This window comes from Mesorhizobium sp. CCNWLY176 (genome assembly GCF_037153935.1).
Taxonomy (GTDB): Bacteria; Pseudomonadota; Alphaproteobacteria; order Rhizobiales; family Rhizobiaceae; genus Mesorhizobium_M; species Mesorhizobium_M zhangyense.
The window spans coordinates 511397-533114 of sequence record NZ_JBBBDZ010000002.1 but is presented as its reverse complement, the minus strand read 5'-3'; the positions used below and the strand labels follow the sequence as shown (position 1 = coordinate 533114).

At 63.2% G+C, this 21718-nt stretch carries 20 protein-coding genes and 1 pseudogene; 15 read left to right on the top strand and 6 right to left on the bottom strand.

The genetic code is table 11. The features are described from left to right. Nucleotides 1-32 precede the first annotated feature (32 nt). Together WBQ96_RS05445 and glyS are read left to right on the top strand one after the other, a co-directional pair. Nucleotides 33-968 carry a glycine--tRNA ligase subunit alpha gene (locus WBQ96_RS05445; RefSeq protein WP_336548215.1) on the top strand — a complete coding sequence of 312 codons (936 nt, stop codon included), beginning with the start codon at nucleotides 33-35 and terminating at the stop codon, nucleotides 966-968. Continuing rightward, a complete protein-coding gene (glyS, locus tag WBQ96_RS05440; protein WP_336548090.1) occupies nucleotides 969-3293 on the top strand; it encodes a glycine--tRNA ligase subunit beta in 2325 nt (774 codons plus the stop codon). A gap of 26 nt (nucleotides 3294-3319) precedes the next feature. Here glyS and WBQ96_RS05435 read toward each other — a convergent pair whose 3' ends face one another. Further along, the gene (locus WBQ96_RS05435; RefSeq protein ID WP_336548088.1) at nucleotides 3320-3739 is read right to left on the bottom strand and encodes a hypothetical protein; all 420 of its coding nucleotides are present in this window, start codon (nucleotides 3737-3739) and stop codon (nucleotides 3320-3322) included. A 188-nt stretch (nucleotides 3740-3927) separates the two neighbouring features. On the opposite strand from WBQ96_RS05435, the gene WBQ96_RS05430 reads away from it, so the two are divergent. The 3 genes from WBQ96_RS05430 to WBQ96_RS05420 all read left to right on the top strand — a co-directional run bounded on the left by WBQ96_RS05430 (nucleotide 3928) and on the right by WBQ96_RS05420 (nucleotide 7092). After that, nucleotides 3928-4872: an L-threonylcarbamoyladenylate synthase gene (locus WBQ96_RS05430; protein WP_336548213.1), complete on the top strand. Its 945-nt coding sequence runs from the start codon at nucleotides 3928-3930 to the stop codon at nucleotides 4870-4872. Nucleotides 4873-4881: 9 nt separating this feature from the next. After that, nucleotides 4882-6312, top strand: coding sequence for an FAD-binding oxidoreductase (locus WBQ96_RS05425; RefSeq protein ID WP_336548211.1), 1431 nt, complete (start codon nucleotides 4882-4884; stop codon nucleotides 6310-6312). A 213-nt stretch (nucleotides 6313-6525) separates the two neighbouring features. Continuing rightward, nucleotides 6526-7092: a DUF6101 family protein gene (locus WBQ96_RS05420; RefSeq protein ID WP_336548086.1), complete on the top strand. Its 567-nt coding sequence runs from the start codon at nucleotides 6526-6528 to the stop codon at nucleotides 7090-7092. A gap of 233 nt (nucleotides 7093-7325) precedes the next feature. Here the strand turns inward: WBQ96_RS05420 and ubiA are convergent, their stop codons facing one another. Then, nucleotides 7326-8309: a 4-hydroxybenzoate octaprenyltransferase gene (gene ubiA / locus WBQ96_RS05415; RefSeq protein ID WP_336548083.1), complete on the bottom strand. Its 984-nt coding sequence runs from the start codon at nucleotides 8307-8309 to the stop codon at nucleotides 7326-7328. 137 nt (nucleotides 8310-8446) lie between these two features. Between ubiA and purD the strand changes: the two genes are divergently transcribed. Further along, a complete protein-coding gene (gene purD, locus WBQ96_RS05410; protein WP_336548081.1) occupies nucleotides 8447-9721 on the top strand; it encodes a phosphoribosylamine--glycine ligase in 1275 nt (424 codons plus the stop codon). Continuing rightward, the gene (gene arsC, locus WBQ96_RS05405) at nucleotides 9718-10125 is read left to right on the top strand and encodes an arsenate reductase (glutaredoxin) (RefSeq protein ID WP_336548079.1); all 408 of its coding nucleotides are present in this window, start codon (nucleotides 9718-9720) and stop codon (nucleotides 10123-10125) included. Before purD ends, arsC begins: the two co-directional genes overlap by 4 nt. A 226-nt stretch (nucleotides 10126-10351) precedes the next feature. Here arsC and WBQ96_RS05400 read toward each other — a convergent pair whose 3' ends face one another. Then, the gene (locus tag WBQ96_RS05400; RefSeq protein ID WP_336548209.1) at nucleotides 10352-11476 is read right to left on the bottom strand and encodes a glycoside hydrolase family 25 protein; all 1125 of its coding nucleotides are present in this window, start codon (nucleotides 11474-11476) and stop codon (nucleotides 10352-10354) included. 233 nt (nucleotides 11477-11709) lie between these two features. Between WBQ96_RS05400 and WBQ96_RS05395 the strand changes: the two genes are divergently transcribed. Both WBQ96_RS05395 and WBQ96_RS05390 read left to right on the top strand, forming a co-directional pair. Then, nucleotides 11710-13488, top strand: coding sequence for an acyl-CoA dehydrogenase (locus WBQ96_RS05395; protein WP_336548077.1), 1779 nt, complete (start codon nucleotides 11710-11712; stop codon nucleotides 13486-13488). A 23-nt stretch (nucleotides 13489-13511) separates the two neighbouring features. Then, the gene (locus tag WBQ96_RS05390) at nucleotides 13512-14261 is read left to right on the top strand and encodes a crotonase/enoyl-CoA hydratase family protein (RefSeq protein ID WP_336548075.1); all 750 of its coding nucleotides are present in this window, start codon (nucleotides 13512-13514) and stop codon (nucleotides 14259-14261) included. 55 nt (nucleotides 14262-14316) lie between these two features. Here the strand turns inward: WBQ96_RS05390 and WBQ96_RS05385 are convergent. After that, nucleotides 14317-14777 (bottom strand): annotated as a pseudogene (locus WBQ96_RS05385) (BA14K family protein). Between the two features lie 208 nt (nucleotides 14778-14985). Between WBQ96_RS05385 and WBQ96_RS05380 the strand changes: the two are divergent. Then, on the top strand, nucleotides 14986-15927 hold the full coding sequence (locus WBQ96_RS05380; RefSeq protein WP_336548073.1) for an adenylate/guanylate cyclase domain-containing protein: 942 nt from the start codon (nucleotides 14986-14988) through the stop codon (nucleotides 15925-15927). 80 nt (nucleotides 15928-16007) lie between these two features. On the opposite strand, the gene pdxH is transcribed toward WBQ96_RS05380, so the two are convergent. After that, nucleotides 16008-16625 (bottom strand): pyridoxamine 5'-phosphate oxidase, encoded by a 618-nt coding sequence (gene pdxH / locus WBQ96_RS05375; RefSeq protein ID WP_336548071.1) that lies wholly within the window; start codon nucleotides 16623-16625, stop codon nucleotides 16008-16010. A 76-nt stretch (nucleotides 16626-16701) separates the two neighbouring features. On the opposite strand from pdxH, the gene WBQ96_RS05370 reads away from it, so the two are divergent. The 4 genes from WBQ96_RS05370 (at nucleotide 16702) to WBQ96_RS05355 (ending at nucleotide 19994) form a co-directional block, all read left to right on the top strand. After that, nucleotides 16702-17139, top strand: coding sequence for an RT0821/Lpp0805 family surface protein (locus WBQ96_RS05370; protein WP_336548068.1), 438 nt, complete (start codon nucleotides 16702-16704; stop codon nucleotides 17137-17139). A gap of 376 nt (nucleotides 17140-17515) precedes the next feature. Further along, nucleotides 17516-18445, top strand: a complete 930-nt coding sequence (locus tag WBQ96_RS05365; protein ID WP_336548066.1) for a DnaJ C-terminal domain-containing protein — start codon at nucleotides 17516-17518, stop codon at nucleotides 18443-18445. 110 nt (nucleotides 18446-18555) lie between these two features. Continuing rightward, nucleotides 18556-19374 (top strand): enoyl-ACP reductase FabI, encoded by an 819-nt coding sequence (fabI, locus tag WBQ96_RS05360; protein WP_165115096.1) that lies wholly within the window; start codon nucleotides 18556-18558, stop codon nucleotides 19372-19374. A gap of 32 nt (nucleotides 19375-19406) precedes the next feature. After that, complete coding sequence (locus WBQ96_RS05355) at nucleotides 19407-19994, top strand: histidine phosphatase family protein (protein WP_336548062.1); 588 nt, start codon at nucleotides 19407-19409, stop codon at nucleotides 19992-19994. Between the two features lie 160 nt (nucleotides 19995-20154). Here the strand turns inward: WBQ96_RS05355 and WBQ96_RS05350 are convergent, their stop codons facing one another. Next, entirely contained in the window at nucleotides 20155-20403 is a 249-nt protein-coding gene (locus WBQ96_RS05350; RefSeq protein ID WP_165115100.1) for a DUF1344 domain-containing protein, read from the bottom strand. A gap of 185 nt (nucleotides 20404-20588) precedes the next feature. Here WBQ96_RS05350 and aroC point away from each other — a divergent pair, with 185 nt between their 5' ends. After that, complete coding sequence (gene aroC / locus WBQ96_RS05345; protein ID WP_336548059.1) at nucleotides 20589-21689, top strand: chorismate synthase; 1101 nt, start codon at nucleotides 20589-20591, stop codon at nucleotides 21687-21689. Nucleotides 21690-21718 lie beyond the last annotated feature (29 nt).

Genomic DNA, 21718 nt, shown 5'->3' with positions numbered 1-21718 from the left:
CTTATCCCGTGACCGCCAGTCTGCCTGCCCATATGCACCCCAGCCGCTCGTTCCAGGGGCTGATCCTGACGCTGCACAATTACTGGGCCGAATACGGTTGCGTCGTGCTGCAGCCCTACGACATGGAAGTCGGCGCCGGTACCTTCCACCCGGCCACTACACTGCGCGCGCTGGGGCCGAAGAAGTGGAATGCCGCCTATGTCCAGCCGTCGCGCCGCCCCAAGGACGGGCGCTATGGCGAGAACCCGAACCGGCTCCAGCATTACTACCAGTATCAGGTCATCCTGAAGCCGAACCCATCGAACCTGCAGGAGCTTTATCTCGGCTCGCTGGCAGCGATCGGCATCGACCCGCTGCTGCATGACATCCGCTTCGTCGAGGACGACTGGGAAAGCCCGACGCTGGGCGCCTGGGGCCTTGGCTGGGAATGCTGGTGTGACGGCATGGAAGTGTCGCAGTTCACCTATTTCCAGCAGGTCTGCGGCATCGAATGCGCGCCGGTGGCCGGCGAGCTGACCTACGGCCTGGAGCGGCTGGCCATGTATGTGCAGGGCGTCGACAATGTCTACGACCTGAACTTCAACGGCCGCGAGGGCGACGAGAAGGTCACCTATGGCGAGGTCTTCCTGCAGGCCGAGCAGGAATATTCGCGCTTCAATTTCGAACACGCCAACACGGCGGTGCTGCTGCGCCATTTCGAGGACGCGGAAGCCGAGTGCAAGGCGCTGCTGGACGCCGGCGCGCCGTCCTCCAAGGACAACCAGCCGCTGCACAAGATGGTGTTTCCCGCCTACGACCAGTGCATCAAGGCCAGCCATGTCTTCAACCTGCTCGACGCGCGCGGCGTCATCTCGGTGACCGAGCGGCAGAGCTATATCCTGCGCGTGCGCAACCTTGCCAAGGCCTGCGGCGAAGCCTTCCTGCAGACAGACGCAGGCGGGTTCCAACTAAACGACAAGGCTGCATAAATGCCTGATTTGCTTCTAGAACTTCGCAGCGAAGAAATCCCCGCCCGCATGCAGCGCAAGGCTGCCGGCGACCTGAAGAAGATGGTGACGGACGGGCTGGTGGAAGCCGGCCTGACCTATGAGGCGGCGGTGGAATACTGGACGCCGCGCCGGCTGACGCTGGACATCCGTGGCCTCAACGCGCGCTCCAAGGACGTGCATGAGGAGAAGAAGGGCCCGAGCACCAAGGCACCGGAGCAGGCGATTGCCGGCTTCCTGCGCTCGGCCGGCCTGACCGACATCAGCCAGGCCCATATCCATTCCGACCCGAAGAAGGGCGACTTCTATGTTGCCCATATTTCCAAGCCGGGCAGGGCGGCGGAAGAGATCATCGCCGAGCTGATCCCGGGGATCATCCGCACCTTCCCGTGGCCGAAATCGATGCGCTGGGGCAAGGCCTCGGCCAAGCCGGGCAGCCTGCGCTGGGTGCGCCCGCTGCAATCCATCGTCTGCACCTTCGGCCCGGAAACGGAAGAGCCGGTGGTTGTCGATTTCGAGATCGACGGCATCCGCGCCGGCAACGTCACCTATGGCCACCGCTTCCACGCGCCGGGCGCCATCACCGTGCGCCGTTTCGAGGACTACATCGCCAAGCTGGAAGCGGCCAAGGTCGTGCTCGATGCCGACCGCCGCAAGCAGATCATCCTGGCGGATGCCAGGAACCTCGCCTTCGCCAACGGGCTTGAGCTGGTCGAGGACGATCTGCTGCTGGAGGAAGTGTCCGGCCTCGTCGAATGGCCGGTGGTGCTGATGGGCGAGTTCGAGCAGGATTTCCTTGCCATTCCGGCCGAGGTCATCCGCCTGACGATCCGCGCCAACCAGAAGTGTTTCGTGACGCGCGTGCAGGGCGAGACGGAAAAGCTCTCCAACCGTTTTATCCTTACCGCCAACATCGAGGCGAAGGACGGCGGCAAGGAAATCGCCCACGGCAACGGCAAGGTCGTGCGCGCGCGCCTGTCGGACGCGCTCTATTTCTGGACGACCGACCAGCACGATCTGCCCGACCTCGACCAGCTGACGGACTCTGGCGAGAAGTTCGGGCTCGATATGGCCAAGCCCCTCGACCAGCGCATGGCCCGGCTCGACCATCTCGGCGTGACTTTCCATGCCAAGCTCGGCACGCAGGGCGAGCGGGTGGAGCGCATCAGGCAATTGGCGCATGAGATTGCACCGATAGTTAGTGCTGATCCGGTCCTCGCTGGGCGCGCCGCCGTGCTCGCCAAGGCCGATCTGCAAACGGAAGTGGTCGGGGAGTTCCCGGAACTGCAGGGAGCGATGGGCCGCAAATATGCGTTGCTTCAGGGTGAGCATCCTTCGGTAGCTGCTGCCATCGAAGAGCACTACAAGCCGCAAGGCCCGTCCGACCGCGTGCCGACCGACCCGGTATCGGTTGCCGTAGCGCTGGCCGATAAGCTCGATACGCTGGTCGGGTTCTGGGCGATTGATGAGAAGCCGACGGGGAGTAAAGACCCTTATGCGCTGCGCAGGGCGGCGTTGGGGGTGGTGCGGACATTGATCGAGAATGGGGTGCGGTTGGGACTTGGGCCAATTTTCTCGTTCTGGGAAACTTCCCTTGCACCCGAGAATATTGAAGCGGCAACGCCACTGTCGAAGACAGATATGCGTCCGGTACGCAACGTTGACCTCCTCTCCTTCTTCCACGATCGCCTGAAAGTCTATCTCCGTGACCAAGGTGCGCGGCATGATCTGATTGATGCGGTGCTGGCAGGCGGTGGCGCAGGCCCCTCATCCCCTGCCGGACCTTCTCCCCGTAAAAACGGGGAGAAGGAGGATGGCCGCAACGCTGACGCCCCCCTCTCCCCGTCCTTACGGGGAGAGGGTAAGGGTGAGGGGCAATCTTCCAACGACGACCTCCTGCAAATCGTCCGCCGCGTCGAAGCGCTGGGCTCCTTCCTCGACACCGAGGACGGCAAGAACCTGCTGGCCGGCACCAAGCGCGGGGCCAACATTCTGGCGGCGGAGGAGAAGAAGGGCACGCGTGTTGCCGACGCCGTCGACCCCGCGCTGTTCTGCGAGGAGGCAGAGCACAAGCTGTTTGCTGCGGTGAATCACGCTGAGAGCCAAGCCGCGCAAGCGATTCAGAATGAAGACTTTTCTGCCGCCATGCTCGCACTTAGCGTGCTGCGTGAGCCGGTTGATTCATTCTTTGAAGGCGTTCTCGTGAATGATGAGGACGAGGCCGTGCGCGCCAACCGTTTGGCGCTGCTGTCGCGTATTCGCGCGGCGACCGACAAGGTCGCCGATTTCTCGAAGATCGCGGGCTGAGCCGGAGACCCGGCTCGGTCTTCGGCCTATTTCGCCGGGGCCATCGGAGCAAGCGGCGGACCTGACGGCTTCGCCGGCGTGTCAGCCGCGACCTGCGTCGGAGCCGGCGTGCTCACGCCGGTGCCACGGACGAACGTGTCGCCGGAAATGCCGCCGCGCATGACCATCGGCGCTTGCTGATGACGCGGCTTCGGCGCTGGCTCGGCCGGCGGGATCGCCGCGACCTTCGCGCCATCGACATTCGGCATCGCATCGCCAAGCGCGATCACCGAGGTGCTGATCTTTTCGCCTGCCTGCGCAGGCTTCGCCGGCACCGTTGCTGTGCCCTCCAGCACCATCGATGGTCCGAGCGGTACCGTCATCGCCTCGAGATGCTGGATCGAACCGGCCTGCGCCGTACCGGTCAGGAAGATGCCGCCGAGAAGAAAAACACTCTGAATACGCATAGCCCCACCCATGTTGCTATCTTGTCATAGCGGCTTGGCGTTGATGCCCGCTTGCGGCGAAGCGTGGCATTTTAGCGATCCGGCGAAATACCGGCGAGGCCCTTGCCGCTGCACGCCGTCCGCGATAGGCAGGCGCAGTCTTGAACGAGGTCGGTTGCGTGGCGGAAATCCTCGACGGTGAGCGGGCAATGGAACGGGCGCTGGCGCTGCTGGCGGCCGGCGATGTCGTCGCCATTCCCACCGAGACGGTCTACGGCCTTGCCGGCGACGCCACCAATGGCGAGGCGGTGGCGCGTATTTTCGAGGCCAAGGGCCGGCCGCGCTTCAACCCGCTGATCGCCCATGTCGCCTCGATGGAGATGGCCGAGGCCATCGCCGACTTCGACCCGCTGTCCCAAAAACTCGCTGAAAAATTCTGGCCGGGGCCGCTGACCATGGTGCTGTCGCACCGCGCGGCAAGCGGCATTCACCCGCTGGTAACGGCGGGCCTGGACACGATCGCGCTGCGCATGCCGAAGGGCCTTGGCGCACAACTCATCGGCAGGCTGGGCCGGCCGCTGGCAGCACCCAGCGCCAATACGTCGGGCAAGATCAGCGGCACGACGGCCGAGGCCGTGGCCGCCGATCTGGGCAGCAGGATAAAACTGGTGGTCGATGGCGGCGCGACGCCTGTCGGGCTGGAATCGACCATCGTCAAGGTCGAGGACGGCCGCTTGCGGCTGCTGCGGCCGGGCGGCGTTCCGGCCGAAGAGCTTGAGGCGGTGGCCGGTACGAAGCTTTTGCGCAACGCCAAGGCCGGCATCGAGGCGCCGGGCATGATGGCATCGCATTATGCGCCGGGCGCTGCCGTGCGGCTGAACGTTTCTAATGTCGAGCCGCATGAGGCGCTGCTGGCATTCGGGCCGAAGCGGGTGGCGGGTGCCGGAGGCGCGGCAGCCATGCTGAACCTTTCCGAGCGCGGCGACCTGCGCGAGGCGGCGAGCAACCTGTTCTCTCATCTTCAAGCGCTGGACCGCAGCGGCGCGAAAACCATCGCCGTCGAGCCGGTACCGCATCATGGTCTGGGCGAGGCGATCAACGACCGGCTGGCCCGGGCCGCAGCACCCCGCGACAACATCAGCATCGATTCATAAGTGACCGAGATGACTCACAATTCGACCGCTCTCGACCCCGCTCTGCTCGACCGCTTCGCGGCAATCGTCGGCGAACGCCATGCCGTGCGCGCCGGGGCCGATATCGAGCCCTATCTGATCGAACCCCGCGGGCTTTTTGCCGGCCTGTCGCCCTTGGTGCTGCGGCCGGGCAGCGTCGAGGAGGTGAGCGCGATCATGAAACTCGCTACCGAAACGGGAACGCCGATCGTGCCGCAGGGCGGCAATACCGGGCTGGTCGGCGGGCAGATGCCGGACCGTTCTGGCGGGCAGGTCGTGCTGTCGCTGTCGCGGCTCAACCGCATCCGCGAGATCGACGTGCTGTCGAACACGGTGACGGTCGAGGCCGGCGTCGTACTGGAGACGCTGCACGCGGCCGTCGACAAGGTCGACCGGCTCTACCCGCTGTCGCTCGGTTCTCAGGGGTCGTGCGAGATCGGCGGCAATCTGTCGTCCAATGCCGGCGGCACCGGCGTGCTGGCCTATGGCAATGCGCGCGAGCTTTGCCTCGGCGTCGAGGTCGTGCTGCCGACGGGCGAGGTGTTCGACGATCTGCGCAAGCTGAAGAAGGACAACACCGGCTACGATCTCAAGAACCTGTTCGTCGGTGCAGAGGGCACGCTGGGCGTCATCACCGCTGCGGTGCTGAAACTGTTTCCCAAGCCGAAGGGCAGGGAGGTTGCGTGGGTGGGCTTGTCCTCGCCCGAAGCAGCGCTCGACCTGTTCGGTCGCGCGATGGACCAGGCGGGCAGCGGCCTGACCGCGTTCGAGCTTATCTCCGAAATGGTGCTCGGCTTTGCGGTGGAGCACATTGCCGATACGCACCGGCCGTTGCAAAGCGAATGGCCGTGGCACGTGCTGATCGAGATTTCGTCGGGCCGTTCCGCCGAGGACGCAAGCGCGCTGATGGAGGAGGTGCTGACGGCTGGTTTCGAGGCCGGCATTGTCGGCGACGCCGTCATTGCTTCGAACTTGTCGCAGGCGGCTGCCTTCTGGCGGTTGCGCGAAAGCCTGTCGGATGCGCAGCGTCCGGAGGGCGCGTCGATCAAGCACGATATCTCGGTGCCGGTGGCCTCGGTTCCCGAGTTCATCGAGCGGGGTGCTGCGGCGGTGGCCTCGGTCAGCCCGCAGGCGCGCATCGCCTGCTTCGGCCATATGGGCGACGGCAATCTGCACTACAACATCTCGCAGCCGGCGGGTGCCGATGGCGAGGCATTCCTGAAACTCTATCGCCCGATGAACAAGGCGGTGCACGACATCGTGCGCGCGCTTAACGGCTCGATCTCGGCCGAGCACGGCATCGGCCAGCTCAAGCGCGACGAACTCATCGCCACCGCGCCGCCCGTCGGCATAGATTTGATGCGACGGGTGAAGGTGGCATTCGACCCTGCGGGGATCATGAACCCCGGCAAGGTGATCTGAGCCCCATTCACCACCTCTTCACACACCTTTACAACATCTTGTGGCCGGTGGGATTCCGATAACCATTCCATAGATCAGAAAAATTTAACCGACTTTCTTAAGCGCGGCGGTAAGAACCCCACGCTAGGCTTCTTCCCATAACGAGACCGGGAAAACCGGTTCGGAGAGACCGGAACACCGGCTCTCAGGAGTAACAGGAAGAAGGCATAATCAATGAGCACCGGACTGAAGCCAGTCTGGGCGGGACGCAACATGCGCCTCGACCCTTTCCGCTTGCCCCAGATGACCAGCTACGCCGCCCGCGACGACTATGGCGACGTCAGTTTCACCATCGACCAGCGCGGCGCGATCGTCCGGCGCATCCTTCAGCACAGCGGCCTGCCGGCAACCGTGGTGCTGCCCGCCAACGCCTTCCGCGGCGTGGCCGCCCGTGCGCTGGAGGACGAACAGTACAACGTCACGGTGACGCTCGAACTCCTGCACAACGACCCGATGCTGTCGGTGCCGCTGCTGGTGGCCGACAATCTGGAAGATGTCGCCGCCGACTGGCGCGCCTGGGCCGATGCCTATCGCCTGCCGATGCTGCTGATCGAGGCCGACGGTGTCGCCCGTACACTGGAGGAATCGCTGGGTGCCGCGATCAAGGTCGCGCCGCCGCGTGAACGCCGAAAGGGCCGCGCCACCCCGATGCGCCGCCCGCGTTTTCTCGCCCGCCGCAAGTCCGGCGATCTCGGCATGCGCCTGGTGATCGATGGCGAAGAGATTATCGCCCGGCAGTAGGAGATATCGGCGAGGGTTGAAGTTTCCCCTCTCCGTCGCGCTTCGCGCGCCACCTCTCCCCGCAAGCAGGGCGAGGAACCCAAGTTTTGCTAGGCAGCTGCATGTCAGGATTTAGGTTCCTCGCCCCATGAAATGGGGAGAGGTGGCTCGGCGAAGCCGAGACGGAGAGGGGTTCTTGCGCCGGGTGAACGAAGCAACGTCCCCGCGCTTGTCTGCCTGCCTAAGTCGCGACCTCAAACCAACGGTTTCAGCGCCACCCATGCCGCACCGCCGAGCAGGCCGAGGAAGATCAGCCAGCCGACAGTGCCGTTCGATTTGAACAGTTTCAGGCACTGATCCGGGTCATTGATGTCGAGGACCCGGATCTGGCGCGCCATATGCGCGCCGGCGGCGACGAGGCCGGCGAGTGCCGGCATCGGCGCTTCGGCGAAGGCGAAAGCCAGCGCAAAGCAACACAGCGCGCCGCTGTAGAGACCGATCAGCCATACCTTGGTGTTCTCGCCGAACAGGCGCGCTGTCGAGCGCACGCCGACCAGCGCGTCGTCCTCCCTGTCCTGATGGGCATAGATGGTGTCGTAGCCGATCACCCACAGGATCGAGCCGATATAGAGCATGATGGCAGGGCCATCGATGTCGGCGAACTCTGCCGCCCAGCCCATCAGCGCGCCCCAGGAAAAGGCAAGGCCGAGAAAGAGTTGCGGCCAGTCGGTGAATCGCTTCATGAAGGGGTAGATGACGACGATGCCGAGCGAGCACAGGCCGACGAGCACGACGAAATAGTTGAACTGCCACAGCACCAGGAAGCCGATGAGCGCCTGCAGCACGAGGAAGGTCCAGGCTTGGCGGCGGGTGACCTGGCCAGACGGTAGCGGGCGTGAGCGCGTGCGCTCGACCTTGGCGTCGATGTTCTCGTCGACGATATCGTTGAAAGTACAGCCCGCACCCCGCATGGCGATGGCGCCGGCGAGGAACAGGCCGAGATACCACGGGTCAGGCAGCAGCGACTTCAGCGAGTCGCCCGGCAGCCAGTAGGCGCTGGCGGCAAGTGCGGTCGACCACCAGCATGGCCAGAGCAGCAGTATCCAGCCGATAGGCCGGTCCCAGCGGGCGAGTTGCGCATAGGGCCATATCCACCGCGGCAGGACGCGGTAAACCCAGTGGCCGCTTGGCGCATCGGCAACACGGCCCTGCGCCTCTTTCGACTGAATATTTTCCATGCGTCTGACGTGACAGCAGCCGAAGCGGGCGTCAAGACGATGAATTGTCCTTGATAAGCTACGGTCAAGGTTGACCCGCGCGCCCTTGCGCCATACCGGAAAGCTCGCCGATTGGCATGAAGGCACGGAGCGACAGCATGAAGGTTCTTCTGATTGGTTCGGGTGGCCGCGAACACGCGCTGGCCTGGAAGATCGCGGCCTCGCCGATGCTGACGAAACTCTATGCCGCGCCCGGCAATCCCGGCATTGCGAAGGAGGCCGAACTCGTCGGCCTCGATGCGACCGACCATCAGGCAATCGCAGCCTTCTGCAAGGACAAGGCGATCGACCTCGTCGTCGTCGGGCCGGAAGCGCCGCTGGTCGCTGGCCTTGGCGACGATCTGCGCGCCGCCGGCATCCGCGTCTTCGGGCCGTCGAAAAATGCGGCGCAGCTCGAAGGATCGAAGGGCTTCACCAAGGATCTCTGCCGCAAATATGGCATCCCGACCGCAGCTTACGAGCGCTTTACCGAGGCCGGTCCGGCAAAAGCCTATGTCGAAAAGCTCGGCGCGCCGATCGTCATCAAGGCCGACGGGCTTGCCGCCGGCAAGGGCGTGACGGTGGCGATGACCAATGACGAAGCGTTCGAGGCCATCGATGCCTGTTTCGACGGCGCATTCGGCGGTGCTGGTGCCGAACTGGTCGTGGAAGAATTCCTGACCGGCGAGGAGGCGAGCTTCTTCTGCCTGTGCGACGGCAAGACGGCGCTGCCCTTCGGCACGGCGCAGGACCACAAGCGCGTCGGCGAGGGCGACACCGGACCCAACACCGGCGGCATGGGCGCCTATTCGCCGGCTCCGGTGATGACGCCCGAAATGATCGAGCGTACCATGCGCGAAATCATCGAGCCGACCATGCGCGGCATGGCCGAGATGGGCGCGCCATTCTCCGGCGTCCTGTTTGCCGGGTTGATGTTCACGGACAAGGGGCCGGAACTGATCGAATACAACACCCGCTTCGGCGATCCCGAATGCCAGGTGCTGATGATGCGGCTGAAGGACGACATTCTGGTCCTGCTCAATGCCGCTGCCGACGGCCAACTCGCGCATATGTCGGCGCGCTGGCGTGATGATGCTGCCTTGACTGTGGTGATGGCGGCAAACGGCTATCCGGCCACGCCAGAGAAAGGGTCCGTCATACGCGGGCTCGACAATCCTGCCGACGGCGTTGAAATCTTCCACGCCGGCACAGCTTCGCGCAACAGTGAGATCGTCGCCAATGGCGGGCGCGTGCTGAATGTTACCGCGATGGGCAAGACGGTGAGCGAGGCGCAGAAGAAAGCCTATGAAGCCGTGGACCGTATCGACTGGCCGCAAGGCTTCTGCCGGCGCGACATCGGCTGGCGCGCGGTGGAGCGGGAGGGGAAAAAATGACCCTCACCATCTATCACAATCCGGCCTGCGGCACCTCGCGCAACACGCTGGCGATGATCCGCGCTTCCGGCGAGGAACCGGTGATCGTCCAATATCTGAAGACGCCACCATCGCGGGAGCGGCTGGTGGAGCTGCTCGGGCTACTGAAGATGACGCCGCGCGAGCTTCTGCGGGAGAAGGGCACGCCCTTTGCCGAACTGGGCTTGAACGATCCCAAATGGAGCGATGATGAGCTGATCGATTTCATGATGGCGCATCCGATCCTGATCAACCGTCCGATCGTGGTGTCGCAGATGGGTGCGGTTCTGGCGCGGCCCTCGGAGAAGGTGCTGGAGGTTTTGGCGAAGCCCGTTGGCGGTTTTACCAAGGAAGACGGCGAGGTGGTGGCCGGTAAACAGGGTTAGAGGTGGGGTTCGGGACGGCTGCGTTCCTTCGCGCCCCCCTCTGGCCTGCCGGCCATCTCCCCCACAGGTGGGGAGATCAGCCTTCATCGTGACTTTCGCCAATCTTGAACGCTGCAGGATGGGCGAGGCGAGAGCCGCTGCTAATCTCCCCACCTGAGGGGGAGATGGCCGGCAGGCCAGAGGGGGGGGCAACGTAGGGCGAAACCTCAAAAGGAGTCGCACCCACTCAGGGCACTTCCGTCCTCGCCGGGATAGTCGCCGTCGTGATGGGATCAATCCCCGGCGTGTCGCTGAACGCCAATACAACCCTCTGCTTCAGCGACGCGAAATAAGCGGCCACTTTGCTGAAAAGGCCGGCCTCGATCTTAGCCAAGGCGATTGCCGGCTCTTCCACGACTTCCATGCCAAATCGGTCCGGATGCTGCTGGCCGCGCACCTGGAAGGCGTTTTCGAGTGCTGCGATCGCGCTGGCCGGCTGAACGGAAGCGTATGACAGCGTGACATTGCCGGCCAGTCCCGCTTCGCGGCCAATGGGCACAGGCACGCTGGCGATCATTTCCATTGGCACGTCGAGCAACCCGCCGAAGGGCCAGGCCCTGCGCAGGTCCTCCGCGTTCATCGGCGCGACATTGACGTCGATGTCGATCTCGGTTCCGGGCACGCGATAGGGGCAGCTGCGCGCGCTGCAATTGGCCTGCGCGGAGAATTGCCACAGCGCGTAGCTCTGCCAGTTGCCTTTCGGGAAATGCAGGCCGATTTCCGGCTTGTAGCGCGCATACCAGAGCGGCAGGCGCGACAGCAGCGGGTATTTATCGCGGTTATCGGCAATGTGCTGCGCGGTGGTGCCATTTGTGTATAGGATCGGAAAGCGGCCGGTGCGGCGCTGGATGTGGCGCACGAACTCCTCGGCATCCTCCAGCGACATCCACTTCGTCGGGTCGTTCTCCTCGATGTCGATGGCCATAAGGTCGTCGGCGTCGGGTGCTGCGAAATCGATGAAATTATTGGCCTGGTCGATCGGATTGCCGGGCCGGGCGAGGTGATAGGCGCCCCATTTCAGGCCGAGCGCCTTGGCCATGGATTTGCGGGTCTGGTAGAGCTCGCGCGCAACCGCATGGCGCTTCCACAGCGCCTTGCACAGCTTAACCTCGGTTTCGTTGCCGGAGCAGGTATAGGGCGGCGAAAGCCCGTCGGAGGCTTTGTTGATGAAGCCGACGATACGCTTGTCGGTGGCGAGTTTTTGCCAGTCGATGGCGTTGTACTCATAGGCATCGACCACCAGCGCGCGGTCGGAACTCTTCCACGGCTCGGAAAAATCCGCGGCCATGGCGGGTGCAAGGTGAAGAGCCATTGCCGCGCCGAGCGCCAGAAGCGCATTGCGGCGAAGACGATGGTCGAAAAGGCGCAAAGGACGGTTCCCGGGATTCAAGGGGGCATCCTGGGCCATCATGGTTAATGAAATATGTGGACGCGCTACATCTGCGTGAAATTTGACGTAAACGTCAAAAGAAACTAGCGGTGAGCACCCGCACCGCATAGGGTGCCGGGCGAGCGTCAAACGTGCCTGAGGAGGAGCAGCCAAACATGTACCGTGCACCTGTCGAGGAGATTTCCTTCACGCTGAAACACGTGGCCGGGCTGAAAGCCGGGCTGGACGAAGGCGCGTTTGGCGAGCTGAGCGAAGATCTGGTCGACGCGATCCTCGAGGAAGCCGGCCGCTTCGCCACCGACGAGGTTGCGCCGCTGCGCAAGGTCGGCGACGAAAAGGGCGCCGTGCTGAAGGATGCGGCGGTAACCACGCCGCCCGGTTGGAAAGAGCTCTACCGCCGCTGGATCGATGGCGGCTGGAACGCGCTGCAAGGCCCGGAGGAATATGGCGGGCAGGCGCTGCCGGCGATGCTCGGGGTTGCAGCGCTCGAAATGTGGAATTCCGGCTCCATGGCTTTTGCGATAGGCCCGACGCTGACCATGGGAGCGGTCGAGGCGATGGAAAAGCACGCCACCGAGGATCTGAAGAAAAAATATCTCGAAAAGCTCGTCTCCGGCGAGTGGATGGGCACGATGAACCTGACCGAGCCCCAGGCTGGTTCGGACCTGGCAGCGCTTCGCGCCCGTGCCGAGCGCGCCGGCGACGGCACCTACCGCATCTTCGGCCAGAAGATTTTCATCACCTATGGCGAGCATGATTTCACCGACAACATCGTGCATATGGTGCTGGCGCGGCTGCCTGATGCGCCAGCCGGCACGCGCGGCATCTCGCTGTTCCTGGTGCCGAAATTCTTCGTCAACGAGGATGGCTCGCTCGGTGGCCGCAATGATGTTTTCTGCTCGGGCCTCGAGGAAAAGCTCGGCATTCACGGCTCGCCGACCTGCACGATGATCTATGGCGATGGCTTCGTGAAGGGCAGTGAAGCGGGCGCGGTCGGCTGGCTCATCGGCGAGGAGAACAAGGGTCTCGCCTGCATGTTCACCATGATGAACAACGCCCGTCTTGCCGTCGGCATGCAGGGCGTGGCGGTAGCGGAAGCCGCGTTCCAGAAGGCGCTCGCCTATGCCAATGATCGCAGGCAGGGCAAGGCTTCGACCTATCAGGGCGAGGGCATGGCGCCGATCGTCCATCACCCTGACGTGCAGCGCAACCTGCTGACGATGAAGGCGCTGACGCAGATCGCGCGCGCCATCAGCTATTCCTGCGCCTACGCCACCGACAAGGTGCGGGCATCCGATGGAGAGGACAGGCAGCATTGGCAGGACCGCGCCAATCTGCTGACGCCCATCGCCAAGGCGTTCTCGACCGATGTCGGTGTCGATGTCGCCTCGCTCGGCGTGCAGATCCACGGCGGCATGGGCTTCATCGAGGAAACGGGCGCGGCAGCGCTTTACCGCGACGCCCGCATCGCGCCGATCTATGAAGGCACCAACGGCATCCAGGCGATCGACCTTGTGGTGCGCAAACTGCCGCAGGGCGGCGGCGAGCATGTCTTCGGCTATATTTCCGAATTGGCCGAGATCGTTAGCGAGCTGCGCACCTCCAACCTGCATGGCTTCGGCCAGACTGCCAATGCTATCGACAATGCTCTGGACGATCTTTCCAACGCAACGCGGCATTTGCAAAAGCTCGCAGCCGACGGGCGCGTTGACGAAGCGCTGGCCGGCGCTACGCCTTACCTGCGCCTGTTCGCGCTGGCCTCCGGTGGCGCCTATCTGGCGCGCGGCGCGCTGGCCGAGGAGAATGAAGCACGGCAAGCGCTTTGCCGCTTCTTCGCCGAAAATCTGCTCGGCGAAACGCGGGCGCTTAAGGATCGTGTCGTCGGCGGCGCGGCGAGCCTTTCGGCCGCGGCCAAGAGCCTGATTTCTGCCTGAAGCATCCCAACAAGGATTTGACCGTGACCGAGCATATTCTCATCGAACGGCGGGGCGCCGTGCAGATCATCCGGATGAACCGCCCGGACAAGAAGAACGCGCTGACCCGCGCCATGTATGCGGCCTTCTCCGCGGCACTCAGAGCGGCCGATGCCGATCCTGAAATCCGGGTGAATGTGGTGTTCGGAGTTCCCGGTGCGTTTTCGGCCGGCAACGACCTCGCCGATTTCATGGCGGTCGCCATGGGCGGCGACGGTGGTGGGGAAGTCTGGGATTTCCTGCTGGCGCTGGCTGAGTCGGAAAAGCCGCTTGTTTCGGGCGTCGATGGCATCGCGGTCGGCATCGGCACGACGCTCAATCTGCATTGCGACCTGACCTTCGCCACGCCACGCACGGTGTTCAAGACCCCGTTCGTCGATCTCGGCCTCGTGCCGGAAGCCGGCTCCAGCCTGCTTGCGCCGGCCGTGCTTGGCCGTCAGCAGGCTTTCGCGCTGCTGGGGCTGGGCGAAGGCTTTTCGGCCGAGCGTGCGCGCGATGCCGGGCTGATCTATGCGGTGGTCGAAGAAGACAGGCTGGAGGCCGAGACATTGACCGCCGCCGAGGCGATCGCCGCAAAGCCGCCGCAGGCGCTGAAAATCTCACGCGACCTGATGCGGGCACCACGTGGCGAACTGATCGCCCGGATCAAGCAGGAAGGCGAGCACTTCCGCGAGCGGCTGAAATCCGACGAGGCCAAGGCAGCGTTCGTCGCCTTCATGAGCCGGAAGAAGTAACCAGCCGAAACAAACAGCCCCGCCGAAGCGGGGCCATTTCTGCAACTGCCGAGGCTTATCGCATATAGGGCGATGCGCACTGCTGGCGCGGGCCGTAGTTCGGCTGGAAGGTGTTGTCCGCCGCGCGGTAGGAGCGATAGCGGTTGTATAGCACCAGCGCACATGGGCATTGCTTGCCGGCCGGTAGGCGGGCGCGGGGCGATAGGCCGGTCCCGGCTGGTTGGCGATCGCGCCGCCGATGATGGCGCCGGCTATGAAGGCTGCCGGCGGGAACCAGTAGCCATTGCGCTGACGCCAGCCGGGCCGGTGGTTACGGTAGCCGCGATGGCCGTTGTAGTAATAGTTGCCGCCGCGACGGTAGAAGCGGTCCGGTCCGTCACGGACCTGCTGAACGTCGGTGTTGCCCGATTCCAGCTTCGGCAGCGGCATGGTGACGGCACCCGCAGACGTCATCGTCGAAGCGACTGCAGTCAGTGCCATGGCGGCTGCGCATACTGTGGTCAGGATCTTTTTCATCGTTTCCTCATTCGGTTTGCCCAAGCCCATGCACGGCAATCTGGTGCTTGGACTATGAATGCCAACTGAATGAAATCATTAATTATTTGTAACGTTGGTGCCCTTGCCGACCGGCATCTGGGCACCGGAAAAATCGTTTGTGCCTAGCGCCGCCGTTTTCGCTGGTCTAGAAACACAATGACTGGAATCGACTGACTGCAGGACGTCGATGGCAACCACGCATCGCAAACTGACGACCATCTTCTCGGCGGACGTTCAGGGCTATTCGCGCCTCATGGAGGCGAACGAAGAGCAGACGCTTGCTACGCTGAAACAATATCGCGATGCCATGGTGCGGCTGATCGAGGCCCATGGCGGCCGCGTCATCAACACCTGGGGCGACGGGCTGATTGCCGAGTTCCCCAGCGTGGTGGAATCGGTGCGCGCGGCGATCGACGTCCAGAACGAGCTGGCAGGCCGCAATGCCAATCAGCCAAGCGAAGCCCGGATGGAATTCCGGATCGGCATCAACCTCGGCGACGTTATCGCTGATGGCGAGGACATCTACGGCGACGGCGTCAACATCGCCGCGCGACTTCAGACCTCGGCAGCGCCTGGCGGCATCGTGATCTCGAACACGGTGCACGATCAGGTCCGCAACAAGATGACGGTTGGCTTCGAGTTCCTCGGCCAGCTGTCGGTCAAGAACATCAGCGAGGCCGTGCCGAGCTATGCCGTCCAGGTCGGCGACGTGAAAAATGCGCGGGCATATGCGGCTCGCGCGGAAGAAGAGGCGAGGTCGCAGGCCGCTGCGGCCGAGTGGGGGCGGACAACCGGTTGGACGCAAGTTCCATCGAAGAAAACCGTTTCCCGCAGCTTTTCGGTCATGGGGCTGGTCGCTGCGGGCCTTGTGGCGATCAATCTGTTCACTTGGCATGGCACGTTCTGGGCTGCCTGGCCGGTTCTCGCCTACTGCGTTCTTGCCGGGCTGTCATGGGCCGGAACCACCAACCTCGTCGACCGCAAGCTGGCGTCGCTCGGCGTAATCGGCGCGATGCTCGTCGCAATCAACCTTCTGACCTGGACCGACACCTTCTGGGCCAAATGGCCGCTGCTGGCCATAGCGATCGCCGCGGGGTTGAGCAGGACGATGCGCCGGAAACGTACCTGATCACTCTAGAGCAGTTCAGTTGTTGATAGGAACGAACCGCTCTAGGTATTTGTTTTTTCGCAATTCCGGACGGAATTGCTCTACGGATAAAGCCGCTCCTTGTCCCAGCCGCCGTCGCTCGCTCGCGTAAAAACGATCCGGTCGTGCAGCCGGAAAGGGCGATCATGCCAGAACTCGATCTGCTGTGGCACGATGCGGAAGCCGGACCAGTGTTTCGGGCGCGGGATGTCGCCGATCGCATGGCGCGCGGTGTACTCGGCAACCGCCTTTTCCAGCGCGAAGCGGCTTTCCAGCGGGCGCGATTGTTTTGACGCCCACGCGCCGATTCGGCTGCCGCGCGGGCGGGTGGCGTAATAGGCATCGGCCTCGGCGTCGCTGACGATCTCGACAGGCCCGCGAACGCGCACCTGCCGGCGCAGTGATTTCCAGTGAAAGCACATGGCCGCTTTCATGGTCGCGAGAATCTCGCGGCCCTTGGCGCTTTCGAAATTCGTGTAGAAAACGAAACCCTGCTCGTCGAAGCCTTTCAGCAGCACCATGCGCACATCCGGCATGCCGTCGGTATCGACCGTTGCGAGCGCAACGCCGTTCGCATCGTTGATTTCGCTCTTGGAAGCGTCGTTCAGCCATTGCGCAAAAAGCCGAAACGGTTCAGGACTGTCGGTGAAGTCACCTTCTGTTAAGTCTGTCTCAGCCATAGTTTCCGCTCAATGTGATGTTGCTGGCCCGGGAGATTGCCGATTGTCGCGCCTTGCGCAAGCGTGGAGAGATGGTTTGTCGTGCCTTTTCCGGTCGAACTGCCTGAAACTGGCGGCCGTGATAGCCGCTGGCCTATCACTTTCTGCCTGTGCAGCCGGCGGTTTCAGCCTCGAAAAGGCTGAGGTCGACCGTTCGCTGCTGACGGGAACGGTCGCCTCCAATCCGCAGGCTCCGGTCGACGCCGACAGGCTTTCCGACGAATCGACCATCCGCAATGCCGTTTCGGCTGCCGACATCAATGGTCTCGGCACCAGCCCGCTGGCCTGGGCAAACGCCAACACCGGCTCGCGCGGCGCCATCAGCAACATGATCGAGCACAAGGAAAACGGCGCGCTCTGCCGCAAGTTCACCGCCTCGCGTGAGAGCTTCGACGGCGTCAGCCTCTATCAGGGCGAAGCCTGCCTGGCCGATGCCGGGGCGTGGCGCATGCTGGCCTTCCAGCCGGTGTCTTAGGGGCGGCGGTCGAGCCCTAACTGCCTGCCTGAATCTCGAAGCATCCTAGCACTCCAGCCTGAACTTGCGCTCGGCTTACGTTCTGTCGCGCCCCCCTCTGGCCTGCCGGCCATCTCCCCCACAGGTGGAGAGATTAGCTGTCATCACGACTTTCGCTAACCTTCAACGTTGCAGAATGGGCGGTGTGAACGAAACTGCTGATCTCCCCACCTGTGGGGGAGATGGCCGGCAGGCCAGAGGGGGAAACGTAGGGCGCCAAACCCGATCATGGTTTTAAGCGCAGTCTCTGCCCCAAAGGCTGGAATTTCTTCCTACGCAGGCGCATATAGGGGGCGAGCAAGAATTCCAGAAGATTCCGGCAGGCAGTTACACAAGCATGCGCGATCCCTATGAAGTGCTGGGCGTTGCCAAGAACGCATCGGCCAAAGAGATAAAATCGGCTTACCGCAAGCTCGCCAAGAAGCACCATCCGGACCAGAACCCGGACGATCCCAAGGCGAAGGACCGGTTTTCGGCTGCGAACCAGGCCTATGAGATCCTCGGCGACGAGAAGAGCCGGGGCGCTTTCGATCGCGGTGAGATCGACGCCGAGGGCAAGCCGAAGTTCCAGGGTTTTGAGGGTCATCCCGGTGGCGGCGACCCGTTCGCCGGCTTCCGGCGCCAGCAGGGCCAGGGTCCGGGCGGCTCACGCTTCGAGTTCCGTACCGATGGCACGGGTCCCGATCCGTTCGGCTCCAACAGCGATATCTTCAGCGAACTCTTCGGTCACGCCTTCAACCAGCGTCCTGGCGGCGCGGGCGGGCAGCGTGCACCGGCAGGCGCCGATCTCAACGCGACGCTCGATGTCAGCATCGAGGATGCCGCCACGGCTGCCAAGGTCATGGCGATGTTTCCCGGTGGCCGCAAGATTGCGGTGAAGCTGCCGGCCTATGTCGAGGACGGACAGACGATTCGCCTGAAGGGGCAGGGCGAGGCGGGTCCCGGCGGTCCGGGCGATGCGCTGGTGAAAATCCGCTTCAGGAGGCATCCGCGTTACCGCGTCGAGGGCCGCGATCTACATGCCGATCTTCCGGTGCCGCTGAACGATGCCGTGCTTGGTGCCAAGGTTGCCGTGGAAACGCCCACCGGGCGGCTCGCGGTCAACGTGCCGGCCTGGTCGAGCTCCGACAAGGTCTTGCGGCTCAAGGGCCGGGGCCTGCCGGAAAAGGCCGGCGGCCATGGCGATCTTTACGCTCATGTCCGGGTCATGCTGCCGGAACACGGCGATCCGGAACTCGAAATGCTGATGAAGAAGTCGGTCAAGTAACCACTTCGCGGGTCGCTCGGGTGTCTCATCCGCTTTTTTGAAAGCTTGAAGGTGCCCGGTGGCTATGCGATAGGGGCATCTCCTGATTTCAGAACGCGGAGAATGATCACATGGCGGTTGGACAGGGCCTGATGGCCGGCAAGCGCGGTCTTGTTCTTGGCGTGGCCAACAACCGGTCGATCGCCTGGGGCATCGCCAAGGCATGCGCCGACCAGGGCGCCGAGCTTGCCTTCACCTATCAGGGCGAGGCCCTGAAGAAGCGTGTCGAGCCGCTTGCGGCCGAAATTGGCGCGCTTGTCTGCGGCCATTGCGATGTCACCGACATGGCAACGATCGATGCCTGCTTCGCCAAGATCGAGAAAGAATGGGGCAAGCTGGATTTCGTCGTCCACGCCATCGGCTTTTCCGACAAGGATGAGCTGACCGGCCGCTATGTCGACACCACGCATGGCAATTTCCTGCGCACCATGGATATCTCGGTCTATTCCTTCACGGCGATCGCGCAGCGCGCCGAGAAGCTGATGACCGATGGCGGCTCGCTTCTGACCATGACCTATTACGGCGCAGAAAAGGTGATGCCGAACTACAATGTCATGGGCATCGCCAAGGCAGCACTCGAAGCCAGCGTCAAATATCTTGCCGTCGATCTCGGCCCGAAGAACATTCGCGTCAACGCGATCTCGGCCGGTCCGATCAAGACGCTGGCCGCGTCGGGCATCGGCGACTTCCGCTACATCCTGAAATGGAACGAATACAATGCGCCGCTGCGCCGTACCGTTTCGATCGAGGAAGTCGGCGATTCGGGTCTCTATTTCCTCTCGGACATGTCGCGCGGTGTGACCGGCGAAGTGCATCATGTTGATTCGGGTTATCACGTCGTCGGCATGAAGGCCGTCGACGCGCCGGACATCTCGACCGTCAAGGACTGATAGTCGGGCCATCCCGCATTTTTGGAATTGCTATGCCCCCGCTCGTGTATTTCGTGCGCCACGGCCTGACCGAATGGAACGCCGAAGGCCGCCTGCAAGGACAGGCCGACACCGACATCACCGATGTCGGTCGCGCCCAGGCCGACCGCAATGGCGCTCGGCTGGCGGAGCTGATCGAAAACCCGCTACGCTTCGACTTCGTCGCCAGCCCGATGCGGCGTACCCGCGAGACCATGGAGCGCGTGCGCACCGTCATGGGGCTCGACCCCACCGGCTACAGCACCGACGCGCGTCTCATGGAGGTGCATTTTGGCGACTGGCAGGGGTCCACCTTTGCCGAACTGGAAGCGCGCGAGCCAGGCTGCACGCGCCCTCGCAAGACCAACAAATGGGAATTCGTTCCGCCGGGCGATGCCGGTGAAAGCTACCAGATGCTGCTTGAGCGCGTGCAGCCGTGGTTCGAGGCACTGAGAAGGCCGACGGTCTGCGTGACCCACGGCGGCGTCATCCGCACCATCTTCCGGCTGGTCGAAAACATGCCGGGGCGTCAGGCCGCAGCACTTGAAGTGCCTCAGGACATGGTGCTGCGGCTGCAGGATGATTATCTGGAATGGCAGTAAGAGACCGTTGCTAACTCTACCCTGTCGGCCATCTGCCGCGGTTTTCTGCGCTTCCGGTGCTCACGTACTTAAATGTACGCTCCGCTCCGGTTCTCGAAAACCACGCCATATGTCTCAGCAGGGCGAGTTATCAAACGGTCTCTGAGAAATGAGCGAACGTCTATTCCGGCAACTGCATGTCGGTGATCTGGTTGACGCCGCCGACCTCGTCATAGGCGAGCACGATGTCCATGCCTTCCTTCAGCGCAGCCACGTCGAACTCGTCCGGCAGCTTGTAGGATTTGCCGTCTTCGAGGGTGATGGTCAAAGCATCGCGGTTGATCTTCTTGATGTGGCCTTCAGCTTCGGCAGCATACGCGGCGCTTGAAATCATCAATGCAGTGGCAATAGCGCCGATCAGGGTACGCATGGGTGTCCTCCCAAATTCCTTACGCGCCAGCGGGTGGCAGCGAACAGCGGATGATAGAGCGAGACGCTCATTAACATCGTGAATGTGTCAAAACTTAATCCTTTCGGATGACGGTTTGACCACCGCCGAAAACGCCAATAGAACGCAGCACGAAACCGGCTAGCGGCCGGGCAGGGCTGTTTCTCATGTCGCACAACACTTTCGGACATCTGTTCCGCGTTACCACCTGGGGCGAAAGCCACGGCACGGCCCTGGGCTGCGTCGTCGATGGCTGTCCTCCGGGCATCCGCTTCACCCAGGCCGAGATCCAGAGCGAACTCGACAAGCGCCGCCCCGGCCAGTCGCGCTTCGTTACCCAGCGCCGCGAACCCGACGAGGTGAAAATCCTGTCCGGCTTCGTCATGGACGAGGATGGCGAGACGATGATCACCACCGGAACGCCGGTGTCGATGATGATCGAGAATGTCGACCAGCGCTCCAAGGACTATGGCGAGATCGCCCGGCAGTATCGTCCCGGCCATGCCGACTACACCTATGACGTCAAATACGGCATTCGCGATTACCGCGGCGGTGGCCGGTCCTCGGCGCGCGAGACGGCTGCACGCGTTGCCGCCGGTGCGCTCGCCCGCAAGGTCGTGCCGGGCATGACGGTGCGCGGCGCGCTGATCTCGATGGGCGTCAAGGAGATCGATCGCAGCCGCTGGAACTGGAATTTTATCGACGACCCGGAAAACCCGTTCTTCACGCCCGATCCCGGCTCGGTTCAGGTGTTTGCCGATTATCTCGACGGCATCCGCAAGGCCGGCTCCTCGGTCGGCGCGGTCATCGAGATCGTGGCCGATGGCGTGCCGGCGGGCCTTGGCGCGCCGATCTACGCCAAGCTCGACCAGGATATCTGCTCGAACCTGATGTCGATCAACGCCGTCAAGGGTGTCGAGATCGGCAACGGCTTCGAGGCAGCGCGCATCACTGGCGAGGAAAACGCTGACGAAATGCGCATCGGCAATGACGGCAAGCCGGTGTTCCTGTCCAACCATGCCGGTGGCATTCTCGGCGGCATTTCCACCGGGCAAGCGATCGTCGCGCGCTTCGCGGTCAAGCCGACCTCGTCGATCCTGACCCCGCGCCAGTCGATCGACGTCGACGGCAAGGATGTCGAGGTGCGCACCAAGGGTCGTCACGATCCGTGCGTCGGCATCCGCGCCGTGCCGATCGGCGAGGCCATGATTGCCTGCACCATCGCCGATCATTATCTGCGCCATCGCGGGCAAACGGGAAGAGTTTAGGGCAGTAGGGGAATAGGGGAGTAGGGCAG